Origin of the sequence: Gilliamella sp. B2824, assembly GCF_026536245.1 — a bacterium.
Classification (GTDB): domain Bacteria; phylum Pseudomonadota; class Gammaproteobacteria; order Enterobacterales; family Orbaceae; genus Gilliamella.
This window is the reverse complement of the sequence record NZ_JAFNON010000012.1, coordinates 1-22,076: the sequence shown is the minus strand read 5'-3', so window position 1 is coordinate 22,076 and position 22,076 is coordinate 1. Positions and strand designations below refer to the sequence as shown.

Below are 22,076 nucleotides of genomic sequence, written 5' to 3'. Positions count from 1 at the left end.
ATACCTAAAAATTGTCTTTTTGGCTCCTAAAAAAAGTAAACAATTCTAACTCATTGTTAAAATTGAATTTACTTTGTAAGTTTTTTTCATTACATCTCAAAAATAAATTAATTTGTCTTTCATTCAACAACGTTGAAGGTAAAGTTATTGTTTTATTTGAAATATAATTTAAATATTGCGTAATATTTTTGTCTTCCGGTACCATGTGTGTAGCAAATTTTAAATTCGATAAAGTGTACTCATGACCTGCACAAATTAATGTGTTATCCGGTAACTTTTTTAATTTATTGAGTGAATCTAACATTTGCTGGTAGTGCTGCTCGAAAACTCGTCCACATCCGGCCGAAAACAACGTATCACCACAAAAAAGATAGGGCGCACAGTAATAGGCTAAATGTCCTAAAGTATGGCCTGGTACTTTTAATATATCAAATTTAAAATCAGCAATGGTAATTGTGTGCTGATTAGATAGTGATATTAAAGGTAGATTAATTTCACTTGGCCCATAAATGGCTATATCAGTATAGTAATCTTGCAGTAATTTAACACCACCAAGGTGATCAATATGGTGATGAGTAAGTAAAATTGCAAGGGGGGAGAGTTGGTGCTGGTTTAGATAGTTAATAACAGGTTTGCCATCACCAGGATCAACGATAATCACTTGCCTATGGGCATTTTCGAGCAACCAAATATAGTTATCTGCTAATGCCGGAATAATATGCAATTGAAACATATGACCTAACTCCTTTCAACAAAATTTATTAAATATTATCACGCTATTTTTATTGAATTAACACTTAGTCAACTGCAGATTGTTCAAATAGCGTGTCATGCATAGTTGGATTTTCAGCCATACTTTTTGCAATGACATCACAACGTTCATTTTCAATATGTCCAGCATGTCCTTTTACCCAAATCCATTCAATTTTATGCGTTTGTACTAGTGAATCTAGTCGAGTCCAAAGATCGGCATTTTTTACTGGTTTTTTATTAGCTGTTTTCCAACCGTTTTTTTTCCAAGCATGGATCCAGTTTAAAATGCCATTACGCAAATATTGACTATCGGAAAATAATTCAATTAAACAAGGTTGTTTTAGCTCTTCTAAAGCAACAATTGCTGCAAGTAATTCCATACGGTTATTGGTTGTTTTATAAAAACCTTTTGATAAGATTTTTTCTGTTTGTTTATATTTTAATATCGCGGCATAACCACCAGGACCGGGATTGCCTAAGCAAGAACCATCAGTATAAATTTCTATTTGTTTGAGCATGTTAATAATCTTTTAAAATGATATTAATTGTTAGCTATCTGCTAAAGATAAAACCAAAACGAGTGTTTGTTACTATAAATGAGTTAACCCTCTATACTATTGGGTCTCAACATTAGAAGCGTTTAGTGCTAAACTATACCATTATTTTGATCATTCCCCAATTATTGATAAACAAAAAGAGAATAACGTGATAACCAATTGTAATCGCCAAATTGTATTAGATACAGAAACCACTGGTATGAATCAAGAAGGCAATAATCATTATGAAGGACATAAGATTATTGAAATTGGTGCTGTTGAAATTGTTAATCGACGATTAACAGGAAATCATTTTCATGTCTATATTAATCCCGAACGTTTAATCGATGAAGAAGCCTTTAAAGTTCATGGTATTAGTGATGAATTTGTAAAAGACAAACCTATTTTTAAAAATATTGCTCATGATTTTATCAAGTTTATAGATGGTGCTGAGTTAGTTATTCATAATGCTTCGTTTGATGTCGGCTTTATGGATTACGAATTTCGCCTTTGTGGCTTAAATTTCAAAACAGCAGATCACTGTATTATTACCGATACCTTAGCAATGGCAAGACGCTTGTTTCCGGGAAAACGTAATAATTTAGATGTGCTTTGTGAACGTTATCAGATTGATAATTCTCACCGAACGCTGCACGGCGCTTTACTTGATGCCGAGATCTTAGCAGAAGTCTATCTTGCAATGACAGGGGGGCAAACCACCTTGTCATTTAGTAACGATGATCATCTTTCATCTTCCACTGATGCTAATGCTGTTAAGAAAATAGATCGTAATGGTAATCGTTTAAAAGTAATCAAAGCGTCTGATGATGAACTTGGCCAACATAAAGCTATTTTAGAAAAAATTGACAAAAAAAGTGGTGGGGCGTTATGGAACTCATAATAATGATGGTTTTATATGCAATTAAACATTAATTTGCAAATTATTATTGACGAAAATAAAATTTATCTTTAACATCACGCCTACTTTAATGTTGTTGCATTAAAGAAAGCTAAAAAGCGGAGCGGTAGTTCAGTTGGTTAGAATACCTGCCTGTCACGCAGGGGGTCGCGGGTTCGAGCCCCGTCCGTTCCGCCAATTCAATCTTGTTTTGGTCCTTATTTGTTACCTAATTATACTATATCTACTTAGTATCCATTCTATTAATCAATATTTAGTCGAAATAGAGCTATATTCTCATGTTAAAAAAATGGTTATTTATCATCGGTGGTGGCATGGCTTTTACATTAGGGACAGTTGGAATTTTTGTTCCTCTTCTACCAACAGTACCTTTTTATTTATTAACTGCCTATTTATGGCTTAATAGCTCTGATCGTCTTTATCACTATTTTACCAAAAGTCGTTATTATCAGATTTATATCCAGAAGATGCTAATTGAAAAACAAGTCACTAAATCAAGCCTGCTAAAAATGTTAATAATGGTGTTTATTGTTTTGCTAATTCCATTTATTATTTTTAATTCATTACATGTTAGAATTATCTTAGCGGTAGTCTTTTTAGCTCACCTTGTTTTTGGTTATTATTATTTTAATAAGCAGTAATAGCTAAGCGGAGTGTTTATAACAAGCAAATAAATTACAGGGCAAGTTACCCTGTAACAATATGCAAGTTAATGGTTATTTTTGCAGACTCTTTTTAATTTCGATTGCTAACAAAGGATTCCACATAGCACCAGTAGCACTCATTACTGCATCAGCTCCAACGTTTAACAACTCATTATAATGTTCACTATTGCTAACCCCACCAACGCCAATGATGCTAAATTTTAAATCCATCTGTTTACGATATTTAGCTAAACGACTCACCATATCTAAACCCGCCCAACGAATTGCATCACCACAGATTCCTCCTTCTTTTCGATTATCACCTAAAGCCGGATGACCTTTGGCATCAACTGGTTTAGCGGATAACGTGTTAATTGTACTTAAACCGTCGATAATAGAACCAACACGCGTTAATAAAGAAACAATTCTTTCATCATCAGGAAAATAAGCTAGTTTTAAGATAAGTGGGCGATCTGGTACTGCTGTTTTAATTTCATTAACGATACGTTCAACTTTATCAACATCAAAGCACAGTAATTTACTTGCCCCTTCATTTGGGCAACTCAAGTTTGCTTCGAGTATTGGTGCATTGGTTTCTCTTACTAATTTTGCAGCTAAAGCATAATCTTTTTCAATTTCACCTTGACCTTGTGTACCTTGAAAACTACCAATAACGCATTGACCCTGTCCCGCTGAATTTACCGCATCAGCCATGTCAGGCTGCCAAATATCTGGCGCAAAAGAGGGCACGCCAAAGGAGTTAGTAATCGATAAAGGTTGTTGATAATTAGTATCAGCTAAAACAGTATCAAGATTACTTGATAATTTTCCTGTAGGATGAACTGATAAAACATTTGGTAACGGATGGCATTTATGGAATTTTGTTCTAACTGTTTTATATACACATAAATCGAATCCATAAGCAAAAGCAGCTTTAATATAATTGGCATTCAATAAAGGTCCAGCAGGCTGACCGAAAGGTAGGTTAACATTAACATTTAAGAATTTAGTTTGTTTAGTCGGCACGTGTTCTGCTTTGTCCAATTCGGCAAAAAGTCCAAAAGGTCCTTGAGCATAATTATCTTCATAACTGATGTTCGGATTATAAAAAGGGATTAAGGCGGTCATATCAGCTCCTATTTATGTGTGTTCTTAAAATCAATTTGGTTTATAATGGTTGAGGAAAATAAATTTAAGAGATGCTTAAAATAAAAAATCCTCCATAAAGGAGGATTAATAATTGTAATTAAAAAAGAATGAAGATTTAGTTTTTCGTTCTGTTTGGGTATCTGGACCACTAACATTTATACATTCCTTTTTATATGAGTTGCTTGGCATTGTAGCTGAATTAAAATAAAGCACAAGCCAAAAACAAGAAAAAATATCTAAGTAAATGAAATAGTTATAGTGTTTTTTTTGAGACAAGTAATTAAATTATATACACTACTATAACTATTTAACTGTCAAAAAAAGCAATTTCTAATTATTCTGAATAATAAGCTCTTATAAGCTATTAATAAAATTGAATAATTTTTGTCGAAAAAATGATACTGACATAACTGATCAGACCATTGTAATTGGAGAACAGTTATCAGTAATGATATTATTACCAGTAACAAATCAATTTAAGTAATTATTAGGTAACTAACGATGAGAAACGAAAATACTTTTAAACCTTTTATTTTGCCCAATGGGGTTGAATTAAAAAATCGCATAATGATGGCACCAATGACTACTTGTTCAGGTTTTCATGAAGGATCGGTAACGCATGATTTAATTGAATATTATCAAGTTAGAGCGGGTGATATTGGCACTATTATTGTTGAATGTGGTTTTGTTGATGATAAAGGTTTGGCTTTCCCAGGTGCAATTGGTTTAGATAGTGACGATAAAATTGAAGGATTAGCTAAAATAGCTGAGGCGATCAAATCTAAAGGATCGAAAGCTATTATACAGGTTTATCATGGCGGTCGAATGGTTGAACCTAAATTAATCGGTGGCCAGCTACCTGTCGGTCCGAGTGCTATTGCAGCGCCAAGACCCGGTGCCGCAACTCCAATTGAATTAACGAGTGATGAAGTTGAGCATATGATTGATAAGTTTGGTCAAGCCGTGCGGCGTGCTATTCAGGCTGGATTTGATGGTGTCGAAATCCATGGTGCCAATACTTATTTGATACAACAGTTTTATTCACCTAATTCAAATCAACGAAATGATAAATGGGGTGGAAGCCGTGATAACCGAACTAGATTTCCTTTAGCCATTTTAGATATTACTCATAGCATGGTTAAACAATACGCAAATTCTAATTTCATTATTGGTTATCGTTTTTCACCTGAAGAATTAGAAGTTCCTGGCATTCGTTTTGATGACACGATGTATCTACTTGAGAAATTGGCCGAAAAAGGATTGGATTACATTCATTTTTCAATGGGAGCAATTCTTAGACCGTCTATTGTCGATACCCAAGATCCTACGCCATTAATTCGAAAATATGTTGCAATGCGTTCTGAAACATTAGCAAAAATTCCTGTTGTAGGTGTGGGAAACGTAGTAAATCAAACCGATATCGATGCCGCGTTAGAAAACGGTTATGATTTAGTTGCAGTTGGACGAGCTTGTATTGCATATCCTGATTGGGTAAGCAGAATTGAAAAAGGTGAAAAACTTGAGCTAGTTATCAACAGTGATAAGCGAGAAGCCCTTAAAATTCCAGAACCTTTATGGCATTTCTCTTTGGTTGAAAGTTTAATTCGAGATGTTAATTTAAGTGTAAAAAAATTTAAACCAGGTGATTACCAAGAGAAAGTGAACGATGAATCATATGAATTTGTCATTAATGTAGAATTGGCCAAAGATTTTATCAAAGACATGCAATTAGTTAATGCTAATGAATTTGATAATGAAGTTATAACTCATTTTTCCGAAATTAAACATCGCATCATTGAAGCCAATAGTCCTTTTGTCGATGCTATTTCTGGCGCAACATCGCAATGTGAAGCATTTAAAAAAGCGGTAACCAAAGCTATGGCTAAATCAAATAAAGCTGCGATAGTGGCTGAAGGCGGTGATCCAAATGATAAAGCTTATGATATTGTTGTCGTTGGTAGTGGTGGAGCGGGACTTGCGGCAGCCATACGAGCTCATGATTTAGGCGCAAATGTTGTGATTGTTGAAAAAATGTCTGTTATTGGTGGTAATACCAATAAAGCCTCCGCCGGAATGAATGCAGCAGAAACTAAGTTCCAAAAACTAAAAGGTATTGTCGATAGTAAAGAACTTTTTTATAAAGAGACGTTGATTGGCGGTAAAAACAAAAATAATCCAGAATTATTGCGTTATTTTGTTGAAAATGCACCTGAGGCTATTGATTGGTTGGATGATAATGGTATTGAACTTAGTGGTATTACAACAACTGGTGGCATGAGTGTTGATCGTACCCATCGACCTGAAAGTGGGGCTGCTGTAGGGGGATTTTTGATTAGTGGTTTAGTTAAAAACATTAACAAACGAGGCATTGAAGTTTTATTAGACACGAATGTAACTGAAATTATTACCGAAAATAATAAAGTGATGGGTATTAAAGCGGTTGATGACGATGGAACTATTCAAACCATAAAAGCTAAAGCGGTGATAATTGCAACGGGTGGATTTAGTGCAAATCGTGAAATGGTCGAAAAATATCGTCCAGATCTTAAAGGATTTGTGACAACGAACCATAAAGGTGCTACCGGTTCAGGTATTATGATTTTAGAAAAACTTGGTGCAGGGACAGTGGATATGAAAGAAATTCAAATTCATCCAACTGTTGAACAAACAACATCGTATCTCATTTCGGAATCTATTCGAGGTGGCGGTGCAATTTTAGTATCACAAAATGGTGAGCGTTTTGTTAATGAATTGGATACGCGAGATAAAGTGTCTGCCGAGATCATCAATTTGCCTCAACACTATGCTTATATTTTATTTGATCAAAAAGTGCGTGATGAAAACAAGTCTGTTGAAGAATACATATCGCATGATTTGGTTATTCAAGCTAGCAGCATTAATGAATTAGCGCAAAAATTATCAATTAATGTTGATTCATTAACTAAAACCATAGAACGTTATAATCAATTTGTTTCAAATCAACACGATGAAGATTTTGGACGAACAACGGGTATGCGTCATCCTATTAATACTGCGCCATTTTATGCAATAAAAATCGCACCCGGTGTGCATCATACTATGGGGGGCGTAACGATAAATACCCAAACACAAGTATTAGATGTCGAACATCACGTTATAAAAGGTGTATTTGCTGCTGGTGAGGTTGTTGGTGGCGTACACGGAGCTAATCGAATAGGTGGTAATGCTGTTGCTGATATTATCATATTTGGTATGCAAGCTGGAAAAATAGCAACAGATTATATTCATCAGTGATTGTTTTATACTTAGGGTATATTTAGCATGGTTAATTCAAGCTATGAATATGTGCAAAATTTATTAGGCACAACGGTTTCATTAATACTTTGTGAACCTAATGAAAACGTTGCTCATAAAATATTTGAGTTAATAAAAGTGCTTGAAAGTAAGTTAACCGTTAATCGCCCTGTATCTGAGGTGATGTCTGTTAATTTGGCTGCGGGTCAACAACCTGTTAAAGTGAGTCATAGTATTTTTTCCTTAATTGCACAAGCTAAAGATGTCAGTTTAATGCCCGGTAGCTGTTTTAATGTCGCTATTGGGCCATTAGTTAAGTTATGGAAAATAGGATTTAATGGCAGATTTCCACCCAGCCAACAACAAATTGATGAAAAGCGCTTATTAATCGATCCACAAGATATTGAACTCAATGTTGAAAAACAAACTGTTTTTTTGAAAAAAAAAGGCATGGAAATCGATATGGGCGCTATCGCAAAAGGCTATATTGCCGATATTGTAAAAGCCATTTTGCTACAAAATGGAATCAATCAAGCGATTATCAATTTAGGCGGCAATGTTGTGGCTTTAAATCAATCACCGGCAAATGCCGAAGGTTTTTGGCATATAGGATTAAGAAAACCTTTCTCTAACAATGATGAATTAGTCGGTTTTTTGAAGGTAATAAACAAATCTGTTGTGACATCAGGTATATATGAACGCTATTTTGTACACAAAGATACTCTCTATCATCATATTTTGGATTCTTCAACGGGGTATCCTTTGAATAACGAATTAGAAAGTATCACAATTATTTCTGATACGTCTCTTGAAGGGGATTTATTTTCAACGCTTTTATATGGATTAGGCTATGAGCGTGCTCATAAATATTTACAAAAACACCGCAATTTATCAGCAATTTTTTTATTAAAAAATAAAACGATAAAGTTAGCTAATCCCCACAATTTTGCTTTTGAATTAACGAATCATCAATATGTAATGCGTTAATGCCTCAATTGAAATGATTATTGAATGTTGAATTTAATGTTTGTTAAGAATTAGATCATGAAATTTTAAAATTAAAAAAGGAAAAATCCCATGAATACAATAAATAAGCCACCAGTAAAATGGTTACCTTTAATAATTATTGCTGCGCTATCAGCAATATTATGGTTATTGGTATCCCCCCCGCAGGGTATCAGTATAGAAGGGTGGCGAACAAGTATTATTTTTGTCGCAACCATTGCCTGCATTGTTGCTGAAATTATGCCTATTGGTGCCATTGGTTTATTGGCTATTACGGTTTTTGCAGTATTAAGACCTTCAGGGGCTATGTCTGCGGCAGAATCGATAAAAATATCGTTAAGTGAATTAAATAGTAGCCTAATTTGGCTTATTGTTATTGCCTTTATGATTGCCCGTGGATTTATTAAAACAGGACTGAGTAGACGCATTGCTTACTATCTTGTTAAAATTTTAGGTAAAAATACGCTTGGTTTAGCTTATGGTTTATCAGTAACAGATATGGCTTTAGCGCCGGCTATTCCAAGTACCACAGCTAGAGCTGGAGGCGTTATATATCCAATAGCTGAAGCGCTGGCGATTAATTTTAATTCAAACCCAAAAGATGAATCAAGAAACCGCATAGGTACTTTTTTGATGTTAACTATTAGCCATGTTAACGACATCACTTCTGCTATGTTTTTAACAGCTTTTACAGGAAATTTGTTAGCCGCTAAATTAGTGACAACGTCACTAGGTATCACTTTAGGCTGGGGGCAATGGTTTGTAGCAGCGATTGTACCTTGTTTAGTTTCGTTTGTTGTTATTCCATTAGTTATCTATTTTTTAACTAACCCTGAACTGAAAAAAACGCCAGAAGCGCCGACTTTGGCTGTTGAAGAACTAAAAAAAATGGGGACGGTTTCAAGAAAAGAAATTATCATGGGCTGCACTGTTATATTATTGTTATGCCTTTGGATTTTTGGCAGTAATTTTGGTATTGACTCAACAACCACTGCATTTATCGGCTTGTCTATTTTGATTTTATCCGGTGTTCTCAGTTGGGATGATATAAAAGGAGAGAAAGCAGCATGGGATACTTTAATTTGGTTTGCTGCATTATTGATGATGGCCGGCCAAGTTAATAAACTTGGTGTAACTAAATGGTTAGGTGACACCATTGGTAATGCAGTAAAAGGTCATTTAGGTGATAGTAGCTGGGTATTTGTGATAATCATTTTATGTGTGGCTTATGTTTATCTACACTACTTTTTTGCAAGTGGAAATGCACATATTGCAGCTTTATTCCCTGTTTTTCTGTCAGTTGCTATTGCACTGGGCGTACCACAAATGATTGCCATTTTTGCTCTTGTGATTTGTACTAATTACTTTGGTTCAATTACACAATTTGCTAATGCGAGAAATCCTTTACTCTTTGCTGAAGGTTTTGTGCCAGTAAAAACATGGTGGAAAGTGGGCTTTATATGTAGTGTTGTAAATTTAATTATTGTCTTTACCATCGGTATTTTATGGTGGAAGATCATTGGATTAGGTTAATCACGTTATATTATGACCGCCAGTCATATCTGGCGGTAAGTTATAGGGTTTATCTTTCAAAACGTTTCAATGGATAAATCCCAATCATTGACTGATTTCCAATATTTTTGCTCTTGTTCTAAATCAAGCAATATAAGCTTATTATTTTCAATAAATTGTTGATCAACTTCTAAGATGATATGGGTTAGTTTATCTTTTGTAAGCTTTAAACGAAAAGCCTCTACATTAAGATCATTATTACGTTGATTATTAATTAAAATTGAAAGCCTTAAAATTTGTAACAATGAAACAATATGTTTATATTCAAAAAGGCTAAAATAGGGTAAATCATCAATATTAATTGACTTTCTGTGGTAACGTACCAGCGTTGATAAAAGTAGTTGTTGTTCTTCATTAAATCCTGGCAGATTGCTATTTTGCAGTATATAGCTTGAATGTTTATGAATTGAAGAGAAATTAATTTTTAATCCCACTTCGTGTAACTGCGCGGCCCAATATAAAATTGCTTCAACATTGGTTGGTATAATCATCAAGGCTTGCTTTTTCCATTGCGAAAATAGATGTTTGGACGTTTTTACAATTTGTTTTGCATGGCGCTCATCAATATTATAGTGTTGCGATAATGATTCTGCTGTCGTTTCTCTAATATCACGGTAATTGGGTCCATCAATTAGCTCATATAAAACACCTTCACGTAGTGCAAAAGGACAATAGTGCAATGCTTGCAATTCTAATGCATCAAAAATACCGCTAAATATTGCTAAACCACTAACAAACACTTTTTTTCGTTCATCTGAAAGAGATGGAAAATCGATATCCTGAAAAGATTTAAATTCTAGGACATAGCTAACTAAGTCGTCCAAACGTTTTGGTGTGATAATTCCGTCGCTAACACCAATATCGAGTAATATTTTATATATACTTTTAATTGTACCGGAGGTACCAAAAGCGACACTAATATTTTGTTTTTTTATCGTATTTATAATGTTTTCAATTTGCTGCGTTGCTGCGAGTTTTGCTCGTTGAAATGAAGCTTTATCAATTATCTTATTTGGAAAAAATTGTTTAGTGTAAGTAACACATCCCATAGGACGACTGGCGACTATCGAAGGTTTAAGATCATTGCCTTTACCTATAGCGATCTCTGTCGATCCTCCGCCAATATCAATAACAAATTTAGTATCAAATTCAGAGGTGGATTCAGAACTCATGGCGCCTAAATAAATCAAACGCGCTTCTTCTTGGCCTGAGATAATTTCAACAGGATAGGGTAAAACTTTAGCAGCTGCAGTTAAAAACTTTTGTCTATTTTTAGCAATACGTAACGTATGTGTGGCAACAATTCTCACGTTTTCAACAGGAAAACCATTTAACCGCTCTGCAAATAAAGCAAGGCATTCCACACCACGACTGATACTTGATTCACTTAGCTCATTTTTATCATTTAAGCCTGTTGCTAAATGAATATTTTTTTTATTTTTATAAATAATTTGAGTTGCACCATCAATACAGCGCGCAATAACCATATGAAAACTATTTGATCCTAGGTCAAGAACCGCATATTCATTGAATTTATTCACTGTTTGAATTCCTTATTCATGTGTTTCTAATTGTTTTAAATAATCATAAATTGCATGTTGAGCTCTAATTTTTTTCTTATTGCCTCGTTGTACATAATTATTCATATTATCTTTATCAATTACACGGGCTTTAACATTATCATTACATTGAATATTAAAAATATCATGGATAGTTGATCTTAAAATAGGATCGAAAATTTTAACGCCGACTTCTATGCGATTATCCAGATTTCTTGGCATCCAGTCAGCAGAAGAGATAAATGTATCTTTTTTACCCTCATTTTCAAAGATATAAACCCGAGCATGTTCTAAAAACTGATCCACAATACTCGTTACATAGATATTTTCGCTCAGATTTGCAATTTGAGGAACTAAAACGCAAGTTCCACGTACGATCATCCTAATTTTGACTCCTGCACATGAAGCACGATAAAGTGCATCGATCATTTCTTTATCGGTTATTGCATTAAGTTTTAGATAAATAGCGGCATTTTTTCCTGATTTTGCATGATTGATTTCTCGTTCAATAAATTCATGGAACCGCAAACGTGTGTTTTGAGGCGAAACAAGCAGATAATTGAAAGAGACGGGTTTAAATGGATTTTCAATAAAATTGAAAACTTTTCTCACTTCATCTGTTATGGCAGGATCGGCGGTGAGCAGTGAAAAATCAGTATAAATTCTAGCCGTTCTTTCATTAAAATTACCAGAGCCAATATGGGCATATCGAACAATTTCGTCATTTTCTTTACGATCAATTAAAAATAATTTCGCATGAATTTTTAATTTTGGTTGTGAATAAATAACTTTAATTCCACTACTAATTAATCTTTTAGCCCATTTAATGTTTGCTTCTTCATCAAAACGCGCTTGTAACTCAACGACTACAGTGACTTTCTTACCGTTATTAGCTGCATTAATTGCTGCATGAATAAAACGAGAATCTTTCGCTACCCGATAAATATTCATTCGAATATGTGTTACAGCTGGATCAAAAGAAGCTTGACGCATAATTTCAAGTACATGGCCAAATGAATAATAAGGGTAGTAGAGTAGAACATCGCGGTCTTTGATAGCTGCAAAAGCATTTCTGAACTTTTTAAATCGATTATAGGCAAGACTTGGCAATCGTTTATTCAACAAATTTTTTACGCCAAGATCTGGAAATTTGACTAAATCCTTAAAATTAGGGTAACGTCCACCAGGCATTGCATCTTGTTCAGTTAATCGTAATTTATTTATCAATAATTCAAATAGTGCTTTAGGCATGTCTTTTTGATAAGTAAATCTTACTGGTTGGGCAGTTAAACGTTGCTTTAATCCTTGTGACATGAGCTCGAGTAAGCTATCTAATTCAGTATTCAATTCATACTCGGCATCACGATTAATATTGATTGAATAAGCATTAAGTTCCTTGGCATCAAAAAATACTTTAAAAATTTCGGATAAGCAATAACGCAGAATATTATCTAAAAATATGATTGATTTATTTTTTGTTGAAACTTCAGACGGAAGTAAGACAAAACGTGACACATTGTCTGTCGGTAATTCGAGTAATGCATAGCTTATGCTATTTTCACAAATTATCTCAACAGCTAAGTAAGCATGATCGTCCTTTAAAAACTGAATTAATTCAGTATGACTATCTAACAAAATTGGCGTAATGTACTGGCGTAAATTCTGTTTATAATAATTTTTTATCCAATTTTCTTGATACGAGGTTAATTGCCTTTCATTGATCAAAAAGATCTGATTTCTTGCCATTTCAAGTAATAATTCATTATAGAGCTGATCGAACTGTTGTTCTAATTGAATAACTTTTTGATTAACTTGTCGTAACAGTTGTTTTGCATTGGATGAGGTTTGGGCTTGTTCTTGTTCAATTAACACATATTTTTTTAAATTAGCAAATTGTACTTTATAAAATTCATCAAGATTACTCGAATATATGCCTAAAAATCGAATTCTTTCAATCAGAGGATTATTTTTATCCGCTGCTTCTTGTAAGACTCGTTGATTAAAGGATAACCAACTCAGTTCTTTAGGTGTATATACTTTCTCTTCAGGCATTTTTTATCTCTTACAATTTATTAATTTTAATGATAACAGGATAACTTAAGATAAAAAAAAAGCTAGCATCTAGCTAGCTTTTTATAATTAAGTTAATAACCCTTAAGTGGATTAAATACGATGTACAGAAGTTGTATTAGTTGTCCCACTTGGTACCAATGCACCTGATACCATTACAATCGTATCACCTTGTTGTAAACCGCAAACTTTTACCGCCATTTCTTTACCTAATCGGTAGAAATCATCAGTAGAATTAATTGCATCAATTAAAATTGGCTCAACACCTTTTGATAGTGCTAATTGGTTCACTGTTTTTTGGCTAGAAGACAGTGCTAAAATACGTGCTCTAGGGAAATAATGACGAACTTCACGTGCTGATTTACCACTACGTGTTGCTACAACGATCAATGGTACATTTAAACGTTCTGCAATTTCAACCGCACCACAACAAACAGCTGCTGTAATACGTAATTTTTCTTCTTTAGCAGTTAATTCTAACGAAGCAGGAATCGTGCCATCGGTACGTTTACAAATAGTTGCCATGACGTTGACGGTTTCTAATGGATATTTACCTTTAGCACTTTCACCAGATAGCATTACCGCATCAGTTCCATCAATGATTGCATTTGCCACGTCACCCGCTTCAGCACGAGTAGGGCGAGGATTTTTGATCATTGAATCAAGCATTTGTGTCGCAGTAATTACAGGTTTCGATGCTCTATTACATTTTTTAATCATCATTTTTTGGGCAAAAATAACTTCTTCAACCGCGATTTCAACGCCTAAGTCACCACGTGCAACCATGATACCGTCAGAAGCTTCCAGAATTTCATCAAAATTGTCTAAACCTTCTTGGTTTTCAATTTTAGAAATAATCTTAATATCTTCTCCACCATGAGTTTTTAAGTGAGCTCTAATATCTTCTACATCAGAACGCTTACGAATAAAAGAAGCTGCGATAAAGTCAACACCTTGTTCACAACCAAAAATAAGGTCATTTTTGTCTTTTTCTGCTAGAGCAGGTAATTTAATAGAAACGCCTGGTAAATTAATACCTTTGTTTTCACCTAAATCACCATTGTTCAAAACAGTACAAATAACTTCGTTGCCTTTAATTTCTTTTACATCCATAGCAATTAAGCCATCATCGACTAAAACGCGATTACCTGGTTTTAAGTCATGTGCAAAGCCTTTATAAGTTACGGCTACACGCTCAGCATTACCAATGACGGTTTCATCAGTTGTGAAGGTAAAAGTTTGACCTGCCACAAGTGAAACATCATTGCCACCTTCTAATTTAATGGTACGAATTTCTGGACCTTTGGTATCTAGCATTATAGCGGCTTTTAAACCTGTTTCTTGCATCACTTCTCGTAAATTTTTGATTCGATTACCATGCTCTTCATAATCACCATGAGAGAAGTTTAAACGCATAACATTCATGCCTGCTTTTAATAATTTTGCTAACATCTCTTTTGATTCAGATTTAGGACCAATGGTGCAAACGATTTTTGTCTTTTTCATAATATTATCTACTAGTTGTTAAGGTTGAAGTTAAAATTTTAAATAAACTGTTTTTAAATAAAAAAAAATCAATGTCAGTACATTGATGGGAATGATAGGTAAAGGGAAATGAGTAACTGCAATATGGTTACTCAATTTAAATAAATTATTTGAAGAATTGATTATTTTCATCAAAGTGTGACCCTTAAAAAACTGTGGTCATTATATTCTTAACTATTGTTAAAATAAAGCTTTTTATCGTGATATGTGTCTTCTCTTTTTACAACTTAGTTACCTTAAAACCTTATGTAAAATTAAATACCTCAAGTGTTTTAAGATAAACTATGGAGTTTGTGTCACATCCATTCTTTGACTTGATAGATAAGTTCGTTATCTTTATTTTTTAAAATAAGTTGATTATTTGTCAATTCAACTTTAGCGCCATTACTAATCAGTTGATCTATCACAATATCCAATTTATCAAGTTGGTCATCATTACAAAGCATTTTTGTCATAGCAACGCCAACACCTTTAATTTCATCATTTTTTAACGTAACCTGACCAGAAAATTGGTTGCACATTTTTCCTGTTATTGTCATCTTTTCACCAAATTCTAAGTCGGCTTGTTTATCTAAAGCAACGTCTTGACCATTGGCTTTAATCAACACAAAATGATGATGCATTAAATCTGTATCTTTAATTTTGCCTGACTCCCCACATCCAGATAAAGTGAAAAAAGCTGTGAGCAAAGAGATATAGCCAATCGTTTTTTTCATACCAACTCCTAATAATAAGTAAATTTTGCTATAATGACATAATTATAATTGTTTACTAATATACTTGACACTTTATGTTATCTCAACAACAATTCAAACTTCTCGAATCAACGACTTTAAGTGATAAACAAAAAATAATAAAACTGTCACGTACCAAAGCTGATTCATTAAAAATTAATGCTGCTATTTTGCAAGCTGTTGATCATTACCAAACTAAATTGCAATCTTTGCCGAAGCAAATTAGTTATCCTCAACATTTACCTGTTGTTGACAAAAAACAAGCAATTTATCAAGCTATAAAAAATCATCAAGTTGTGATTATTGCAGGCGAAACAGGATCAGGTAAAACCACACAAATTCCAAAAATTTGTTTAGAACTTGGTTTAGGTGTAAAAGGTTTTATTGGACACACTCAACCTAGACGATTAGCTGCTCGTTCGGTTGCTAATCGTATTGCGGAAGAGTTAAGCACTGAAATAGGGCAATTAGTCGGTTATAAAGTGAGATTCTCTGATCATGTTAGTGATAACACTTTAATCAAATTAATGACTGATGGTATTTTACTGGCCGAAATACAGCAAGATAAATTACTATTAAATTATGACACCATTATTATTGATGAAGCACATGAACGCAGTTTAAATATCGATTTTATTCTTGGTTATTTGAAACAATTATTACCTAAACGCCCTGATTTAAAAGTGATTATTACATCAGCAACAATAGATGTTGAGCGATTTTCTCAGCATTTTAATTGTGCGCCAATTATTGAAGTATCAGGTAGAACTTATCCTGTTGAGGTGAGATATCGCCCACAAGTTGCGATTCGTGATTCAGATAATGACAATGAAAGTAGTAATGATTTTCAACCTATCGTTGATGCAATTGATGAGCTGTCTGCTGAAAGTCATGGCGATATTTTAGTGTTTTTAACTGGTGAACGTGAGATTCGTGATCTGGCCGATACATTAAATAAACTAGATTTACGTCATACTGAGATTTTACCTTTGTATGCTAGGTTATCTGCTTCTGAACAAAATCGTATTTTCCAATCGCATACTCAGCGACGCATTATTCTTTCAACCAATGTGGCAGAAACATCATTAACTTTACCCGGAATTAAATATGTCATCGATCCTGGTTTGGCGAGAATAAGCCGTTATAGTTACAGAACTAAAGTTCAACGATTACCGATCGAGCCGATTTCGCAAGCATCGGCTAATCAACGAAAAGGGCGTTGTGGTCGTACCTCTGATGGGATATGTATTCGTTTATATGATGAACAAGATTTTTTATCTCGTCCAGAATTTACCGAACCAGAAATTTTGCGTACCAATCTGGCCTCTGTTATTTTGCAAATGACCGCCTTAGGATTGGGTGATATCGCTGCCTTTCCATTTGTTCAAGCACCGGACTCTAAATATATTCGTGATGGGATTCGATTATTAGAGGAACTTGGTGCAATTAACGCTCATCATCATCAATATCGTTTGACCGAAATAGGAAAAATATTAGCACAACTGCCAATTGATCCAAGATTAGCGAGGATGTTGGTTGAAGCAAGGCGATCGGGCTGCACTAAAGAGATTATGATCATAACTGCAGCTTTATCTATTCAAGATCCGAGAGAGCGTCCTTTTGATAAACAGCAAGCGTCCGATGAGAAGCATAGACGGTTCACCGATAAGCAATCAGATTTTATTTCTTTCATTAATCTCTGGCATTATATTGAAGAACAACAAAACCAACTTTCAGGAAATCAATTTCGACGATTATGTCAAAAAGAGTATTTAAATTATCTTCGTATTCGAGAGTGGCAAGATGTTTATACTCAAATTAGACAAACAATCAAGCAATTAACTTTTCCAATAAATAGTCAACCTGCTGATTATCGTTCCGTACATCTAGCGTTAATAAGCGGCTTACTATCACATATTGGGATGAAAGAACTTGAAAAGCACGAATATATAGGTGCTCGCAATATTAAATTTGCTTTATTTCCGAATTCAACATTATTTAAAAATCAGCCTAAGTGGTGTATTGCAAGCGAACTTGTCGAAACCAGTCGTTTGTGGGGTAGGATAGTGGCAAAAATCGACGTTGAATGGATCGAGCCTTTGGCTAAACATTTGCTTAAGTATAGCTATAGTGAGCCTAGATGGTCAAAAAAACAAGGGGTTGCCATCGCCAATGAAAAGGCAACATTATTTGGTTTGCCAATTGTCATTAATAGAGTCATAAACTATAGCAAAATCGATCCTGATTTAAGCCGAACTTTATTTATTAGGCATGCACTGGTAGAAGGCGATTGGCAGACAAATTATCGTTTTTTTATACAAAATCAAAAGCTGATTAAAGAAGTCGAAGATTTAGAACATAAGTCTCGTCGACAAGATATTTTAATTGATGATCAAGAATTATTTGATTTTTATAATCATAGAATTGATCAGTCTGTTATTTCGGCCAAGCATTTTGATTCATGGTGGAAACAAAAACAAAAGTCAGATCCGGATTTGCTGAATTTTGAAAAAAATATGTTGATTAATCATTGTGCTCAACAAGTTAACCTTAATGAGTTTCCTGACTTTTGGCAACAAGGCAACTTCAAATTACCATTAAGTTATCATTTTGACATTGGCAATAAACGTGACGGCGTCACAGTTGAAATTCCTATCGATGCACTTAATCAAATTAAAAATAGAGGATTTGAATGGCAAGTACCAGGTTTTAGGAAAGAATTAGTTATAGCATTAATCAAGTCATTACCCAAATCACTACGTAAAAGTCTGGTTCCTGCTCCAAATTATGCTGATGCATTCTTAAGTAGGGTGAGTTCAACTGACATTCCTTTACTTGAAAGTTTACAAAGTGAATTTAAAAAAATGACAGGTGTAAAAATACTCAATGAAGACTGGCAGTTAAATCAAATTCCTGATTATTTAAAAATGACCTTTGCTATTATTGATATCAATAATAAAGAATTAGCCGCAGGTAAAGATTTGGTTCAGCTTAAAGAACAACTTAAAGCACAAATACAGCATGCTTTGTCGAATATAAATACTAAAAAAACTGATTTAATAGAAAAAAAGAATATTATCGATTGGAATTTTGGAACACTACCCACTATTTATGAGGGACAACAAAAAAATTACACGATTAAAGCTTATCCCGCAATTGTTGATAATCAGACATCGGTAAGTATAAATCTAGTGGATAGTTACGAAGAACAACAACGATTAAGTAAATTGGGATTAAGGCGTTTGTTGTTGTTAAATATTCCTTCACCGATAAAGTATTTACACGAAAAATTACCCAATAAATCTAAATTAGGTCTTTATTTTAATTCGTTTGGCACTGTATTAAGTTTAATCGATGATTGTATTGCTTGTGCAATTGATGAGTTGATAGACAAAAATAATCAATTTGTCCAAAACCAAGAACAGTACCAGCAATTATTGAATTATACCAAAGCTAATGTGAATGAATATGTCTATCATATCGCCAAGCAAGTTGAATCAATTTTAACTTTACATTTCAGTATTAATAAAAAGCTTAAAGGGCGAGTTGACTTGTCTTTAGTTTTTGCATTATCAGATATAAAACAACAAATCGATGGACTGATTTATAAAGGGTTTGTATCTAAAACAGGTTATAAAAAATTATCTGATCTCTATCGCTATTTATCAGCAATCGAAAAACGTATCGAAAAATTAACAGTTAATCCAAATAAAGATAGACAAGCCATGAACATTGTTGAAGAAGTTAAAAATCAATACGAAAGTTGGCTAACTACTTTGCCTGAAAATCAAAGATTGCAAGATAATGTGAAAGATATACGTTGGATGATTGAAGAGTTGCGAGTTAATCTATTTGCTCAGCAGCTAGGTACACCATATCCAATTTCATCAAAACGAATAAAACAACAAATTGAATTAGTTAAATCGGAATTATAATTTTTATAGTGTTGAATTTAAATATGAACGCTGATTAATCCGATTTAAATTAAGGTAGGAAGAGTTGAAAAAGTAGGGCGCCAAAGCGCCCAATACTGTTATTATCGATAAAGATCAACAAATACTGTGATATTTGGTCCGTTAGCATCTTGAGCGATGCGAGCAATATGATAATATTTAGCGCCAGCATCAATAGCACGTTTACCCGCTTGATACGAGATTTCCTGATCGGTTGGATAATATCCTCTAAACTTCACGGTATCATATGCAACCATCTTCGCCGCAGTTGCATCATTGAGTTCTTGAATTTTGCGGCCATCTGGCAAAGTGACAGTGTAACGGCTTGCTCGTTGTGGTGCATTTGCTGCATCTGCGGTTGCAGCTTCTGTTGTTGATGTACCACTCACTGTGCTAGTGTTGCTTGGTTTAGCGGTTTTATCAATAACTTTATTGTGGAATTTTTCGGCATAGAATTTTTCGTTAAATGCTGATGGTGAATAATAGCCTGGTTTTTCAACTTGCATTGCAGCTTCACCACCTTGAGCTAAGGCAAGTTGCCCAGCTTCTGAATCATAAGGAATAGCATTTTCAGGTTGTAATTTTCGTTCTGGCGCATCTTTTTTAAATAAATATGCAGCAACTTGCAAATTACTACCAAGTTCTGATCGCGAATCAATATAAAATGCATATGCACCTTGAGCTAAGGCTTCTTTTGCAATCGCTTGATTTACATCGTAATCATTAGGAAAATAGCCACGAATTCTAACAATATTAAAAGGTTCTAATCGAATAGCTTTAGACTTAGGATATTCATAAACACCTTCAAATTTGCGAAGATTTTCAGCGGGCTCTTCTAATTTTGGTGCATCTGATTTATATAATTTAGCATAAACAATACGCAAAGTATCATTTGAAGGACTAATATTTGTTGTTGTAATAAAAAAAGCAGCTGCTCCTTCTTTATCTGCTGCTTTAGACATTGCCATTACATAATCACTATCAGTGTAAAATGCACCACGAACAGTAATCTGTTTGAATGATTGCAAATTTTTAGCTTGCTCTTCAGTGAGCTGTTGTGCAGCAAATGAACTCATTGGCATAATGGCCACAGTTGCTGCTATAAGAGTTTTCTTTAAACTTATCATAGTTGTTAAACCTTAATATGAACTTTTTAAAATATTTTATCATGAAATAAATTACTTTCCCAAAACAATTAAAGCATTTAAATTTTTGATAAAAATATATTTTCCTTTTACTGATAATATATCTTGCTCTTGAAACTTAGACAAAATTCTACTAACTGTCTCAATTGTTAATCCTAAATAATTGGCAATATCAGTCCTACTCATTGATAATTTTATATTCAAAGAGGTGTGACCTCGTTTTTCGTAGCGTTTATATAATGAATAGATAAAAAATGCTAATCGTTCATCCGCTTTTTTCTGGGAATAGCATAATAGTAATTTCTGATAGTTATAGATATCCGTACTTAACAACTTGAATATCATATCTCTAACGGTTTTATTGACTTCAATAAGTGACATTAATTCTTCATAATTAAGTTCACAAACGGCAACATTATTTAAGGCTTTAATAGTATAGTTATATACTTTTGTTGAAATAGAATCTAAACCAACAATGTCACCTGGCAAGTAAAACCCATTAATATGTTCATTACCATCGGCGGTGGTGATATAAGTTTTTAAAGCACCTGAATGAATAATATAAAATTTAGTGAAAGGTGTATTTTCTTCTATCAAGATCTGATCTTTGGTATAAGAACATTTACGATCTAAAACTGTATGCAATTTGTTATTGACTAACATAGGAATACATAATGAACCTACACTACATAATTCACAAGGGACTGAATAACTTTTGGAACGTAATGGCTTATAGTTACTTTGCATATTTTATTAAAAGGATTAATTCCAATTCGATAATTGATAATAATCGCATATTTTACAATAAAACAATATATAACAGTTAGCCATTATTTTTTTATATGTTAAAAAAGAACAAAATAAATGATAAATTCGATTAAAAGTGCCTGATTAAATTCGATAAGATCAAATCATAAATTTTTATGAGCTTCAAAGTAACTTAAATTAAAAGCCTAGGTAGGTGAGAAGCATAGACTCAAAAGCTTGAATAAATAAGATGATATACGTAACATTTCATAATCAAAACTCAAGGTCTATAATTTGAATCAACAACAACTTAAACATTCAAATGAAATATTAATAATAAAATAACAATTTAATAAATTTAACATAATATACATTATGCGCACTTTATTATATTGGAAATTTAAGCGTGCTATAACATTTCCAATTTCGATATCGTTTAATCCCCCAGCTCCAGACCTTTTGATGTTATTTT

The 22,076-nt window shown here is 33.6% G+C and carries 15 protein-coding genes and 1 tRNA gene; 7 read left to right on the top strand and 9 right to left on the bottom strand.

What is annotated here, in order from left to right; translation table 11 throughout:
• Positions 1 to 4 precede the first annotated feature (4 nt).
• Entirely contained in the window at positions 5 to 733 is a 729-nt protein-coding gene (gene gloB, locus J3U56_RS10390) for a hydroxyacylglutathione hydrolase (RefSeq protein WP_267344134.1), read from the bottom strand.
• 64 nt (positions 734 to 797) lie between these two features.
• On the bottom strand, positions 798 to 1,271 hold the full coding sequence (rnhA, locus tag J3U56_RS10385; RefSeq protein WP_267332819.1) for a ribonuclease HI: 474 nt from the start codon (positions 1,269 to 1,271) through the stop codon (positions 798 to 800).
• 238 nt (positions 1,272 to 1,509) lie between these two features.
• On the opposite strand from rnhA, the gene dnaQ reads away from it, so the two are divergent.
• From dnaQ to J3U56_RS10370, 3 genes are all read left to right on the top strand, one after another.
• A complete protein-coding gene (gene dnaQ, locus J3U56_RS10380; RefSeq protein WP_416379709.1) occupies positions 1,510 to 2,190 on the top strand; it encodes a DNA polymerase III subunit epsilon in 681 nt (226 codons plus the stop codon).
• A gap of 118 nt (positions 2,191 to 2,308) precedes the next feature.
• Positions 2,309 to 2,385, top strand: a tRNA-Asp gene (locus J3U56_RS10375).
• Positions 2,386 to 2,486: 101 nt separating this feature from the next.
• Positions 2,487 to 2,849, top strand: a complete 363-nt coding sequence (locus tag J3U56_RS10370; protein WP_267332821.1) for a YbaN family protein — start codon at positions 2,487 to 2,489, stop codon at positions 2,847 to 2,849.
• Positions 2,850 to 2,924: 75 nt separating this feature from the next.
• Here the strand turns inward: J3U56_RS10370 and J3U56_RS10365 are convergent, their stop codons facing one another.
• Complete coding sequence (locus J3U56_RS10365; RefSeq protein ID WP_267344133.1) at positions 2,925 to 3,980, bottom strand: hypothetical protein; 1,056 nt, start codon at positions 3,978 to 3,980, stop codon at positions 2,925 to 2,927.
• Positions 3,981 to 4,502: 522 nt separating this feature from the next.
• Here J3U56_RS10365 and J3U56_RS10360 point away from each other — a divergent pair.
• The 3 genes from J3U56_RS10360 to J3U56_RS10350 all read left to right on the top strand — a co-directional run bounded on the left by J3U56_RS10360 (position 4,503) and on the right by J3U56_RS10350 (position 9,812).
• Positions 4,503 to 7,274 carry a flavocytochrome c gene (locus J3U56_RS10360; RefSeq protein WP_267367602.1) on the top strand — a complete coding sequence of 924 codons (2,772 nt, stop codon included), beginning with the start codon at positions 4,503 to 4,505 and terminating at the stop codon, positions 7,272 to 7,274.
• A gap of 27 nt (positions 7,275 to 7,301) precedes the next feature.
• Positions 7,302 to 8,261, top strand: a complete 960-nt coding sequence (locus tag J3U56_RS10355) for an FAD:protein FMN transferase (RefSeq protein ID WP_267367599.1) — start codon at positions 7,302 to 7,304, stop codon at positions 8,259 to 8,261.
• Positions 8,262 to 8,351: 90 nt separating this feature from the next.
• Positions 8,352 to 9,812, top strand: coding sequence for a DASS family sodium-coupled anion symporter (locus J3U56_RS10350; protein WP_267332825.1), 1,461 nt, complete (start codon positions 8,352 to 8,354; stop codon positions 9,810 to 9,812).
• A 56-nt stretch (positions 9,813 to 9,868) separates the two neighbouring features.
• Here J3U56_RS10350 and J3U56_RS10345 read toward each other — a convergent pair whose 3' ends face one another.
• The 4 genes from J3U56_RS10345 to J3U56_RS10330 all read right to left on the bottom strand — a co-directional run bounded on the left by J3U56_RS10345 (position 9,869) and on the right by J3U56_RS10330 (position 15,741).
• Positions 9,869 to 11,338 carry an exopolyphosphatase gene (locus J3U56_RS10345; protein WP_416379550.1) on the bottom strand — a complete coding sequence of 490 codons (1,470 nt, stop codon included), beginning with the start codon at positions 11,336 to 11,338 and terminating at the stop codon, positions 9,869 to 9,871.
• Positions 11,339 to 11,404: 66 nt separating this feature from the next.
• Positions 11,405 to 13,462 carry a polyphosphate kinase 1 gene (gene ppk1 / locus J3U56_RS10340; RefSeq protein WP_267367596.1) on the bottom strand — a complete coding sequence of 686 codons (2,058 nt, stop codon included), beginning with the start codon at positions 13,460 to 13,462 and terminating at the stop codon, positions 11,405 to 11,407.
• 111 nt (positions 13,463 to 13,573) lie between these two features.
• On the bottom strand, positions 13,574 to 14,986 hold the full coding sequence (gene pykF, locus J3U56_RS10335) for a pyruvate kinase PykF (protein WP_267332828.1): 1,413 nt from the start codon (positions 14,984 to 14,986) through the stop codon (positions 13,574 to 13,576).
• 335 nt (positions 14,987 to 15,321) lie between these two features.
• Positions 15,322 to 15,741: an META domain-containing protein gene (locus J3U56_RS10330; protein WP_267344128.1), complete on the bottom strand. Its 420-nt coding sequence runs from the start codon at positions 15,739 to 15,741 to the stop codon at positions 15,322 to 15,324.
• 74 nt (positions 15,742 to 15,815) lie between these two features.
• Between J3U56_RS10330 and hrpA the strand changes: the two genes are divergently transcribed.
• Positions 15,816 to 19,694, top strand: a complete 3,879-nt coding sequence (gene hrpA / locus J3U56_RS10325; RefSeq protein ID WP_267367594.1) for an ATP-dependent RNA helicase HrpA — start codon at positions 15,816 to 15,818, stop codon at positions 19,692 to 19,694.
• Between the two features lie 101 nt (positions 19,695 to 19,795).
• On the opposite strand, the gene J3U56_RS10320 is transcribed toward hrpA, so the two are convergent.
• The gene (locus tag J3U56_RS10320) at positions 19,796 to 20,839 is read right to left on the bottom strand and encodes a YdgH/BhsA/McbA-like domain containing protein (RefSeq protein WP_267367591.1); all 1,044 of its coding nucleotides are present in this window, start codon (positions 20,837 to 20,839) and stop codon (positions 19,796 to 19,798) included.
• A 51-nt stretch (positions 20,840 to 20,890) separates the two neighbouring features.
• Complete coding sequence (locus J3U56_RS10315; RefSeq protein WP_267344126.1) at positions 20,891 to 21,604, bottom strand: helix-turn-helix domain-containing protein; 714 nt, start codon at positions 21,602 to 21,604, stop codon at positions 20,891 to 20,893.
• Between the last annotated feature and the right edge of the window lie 472 nt (positions 21,605 to 22,076).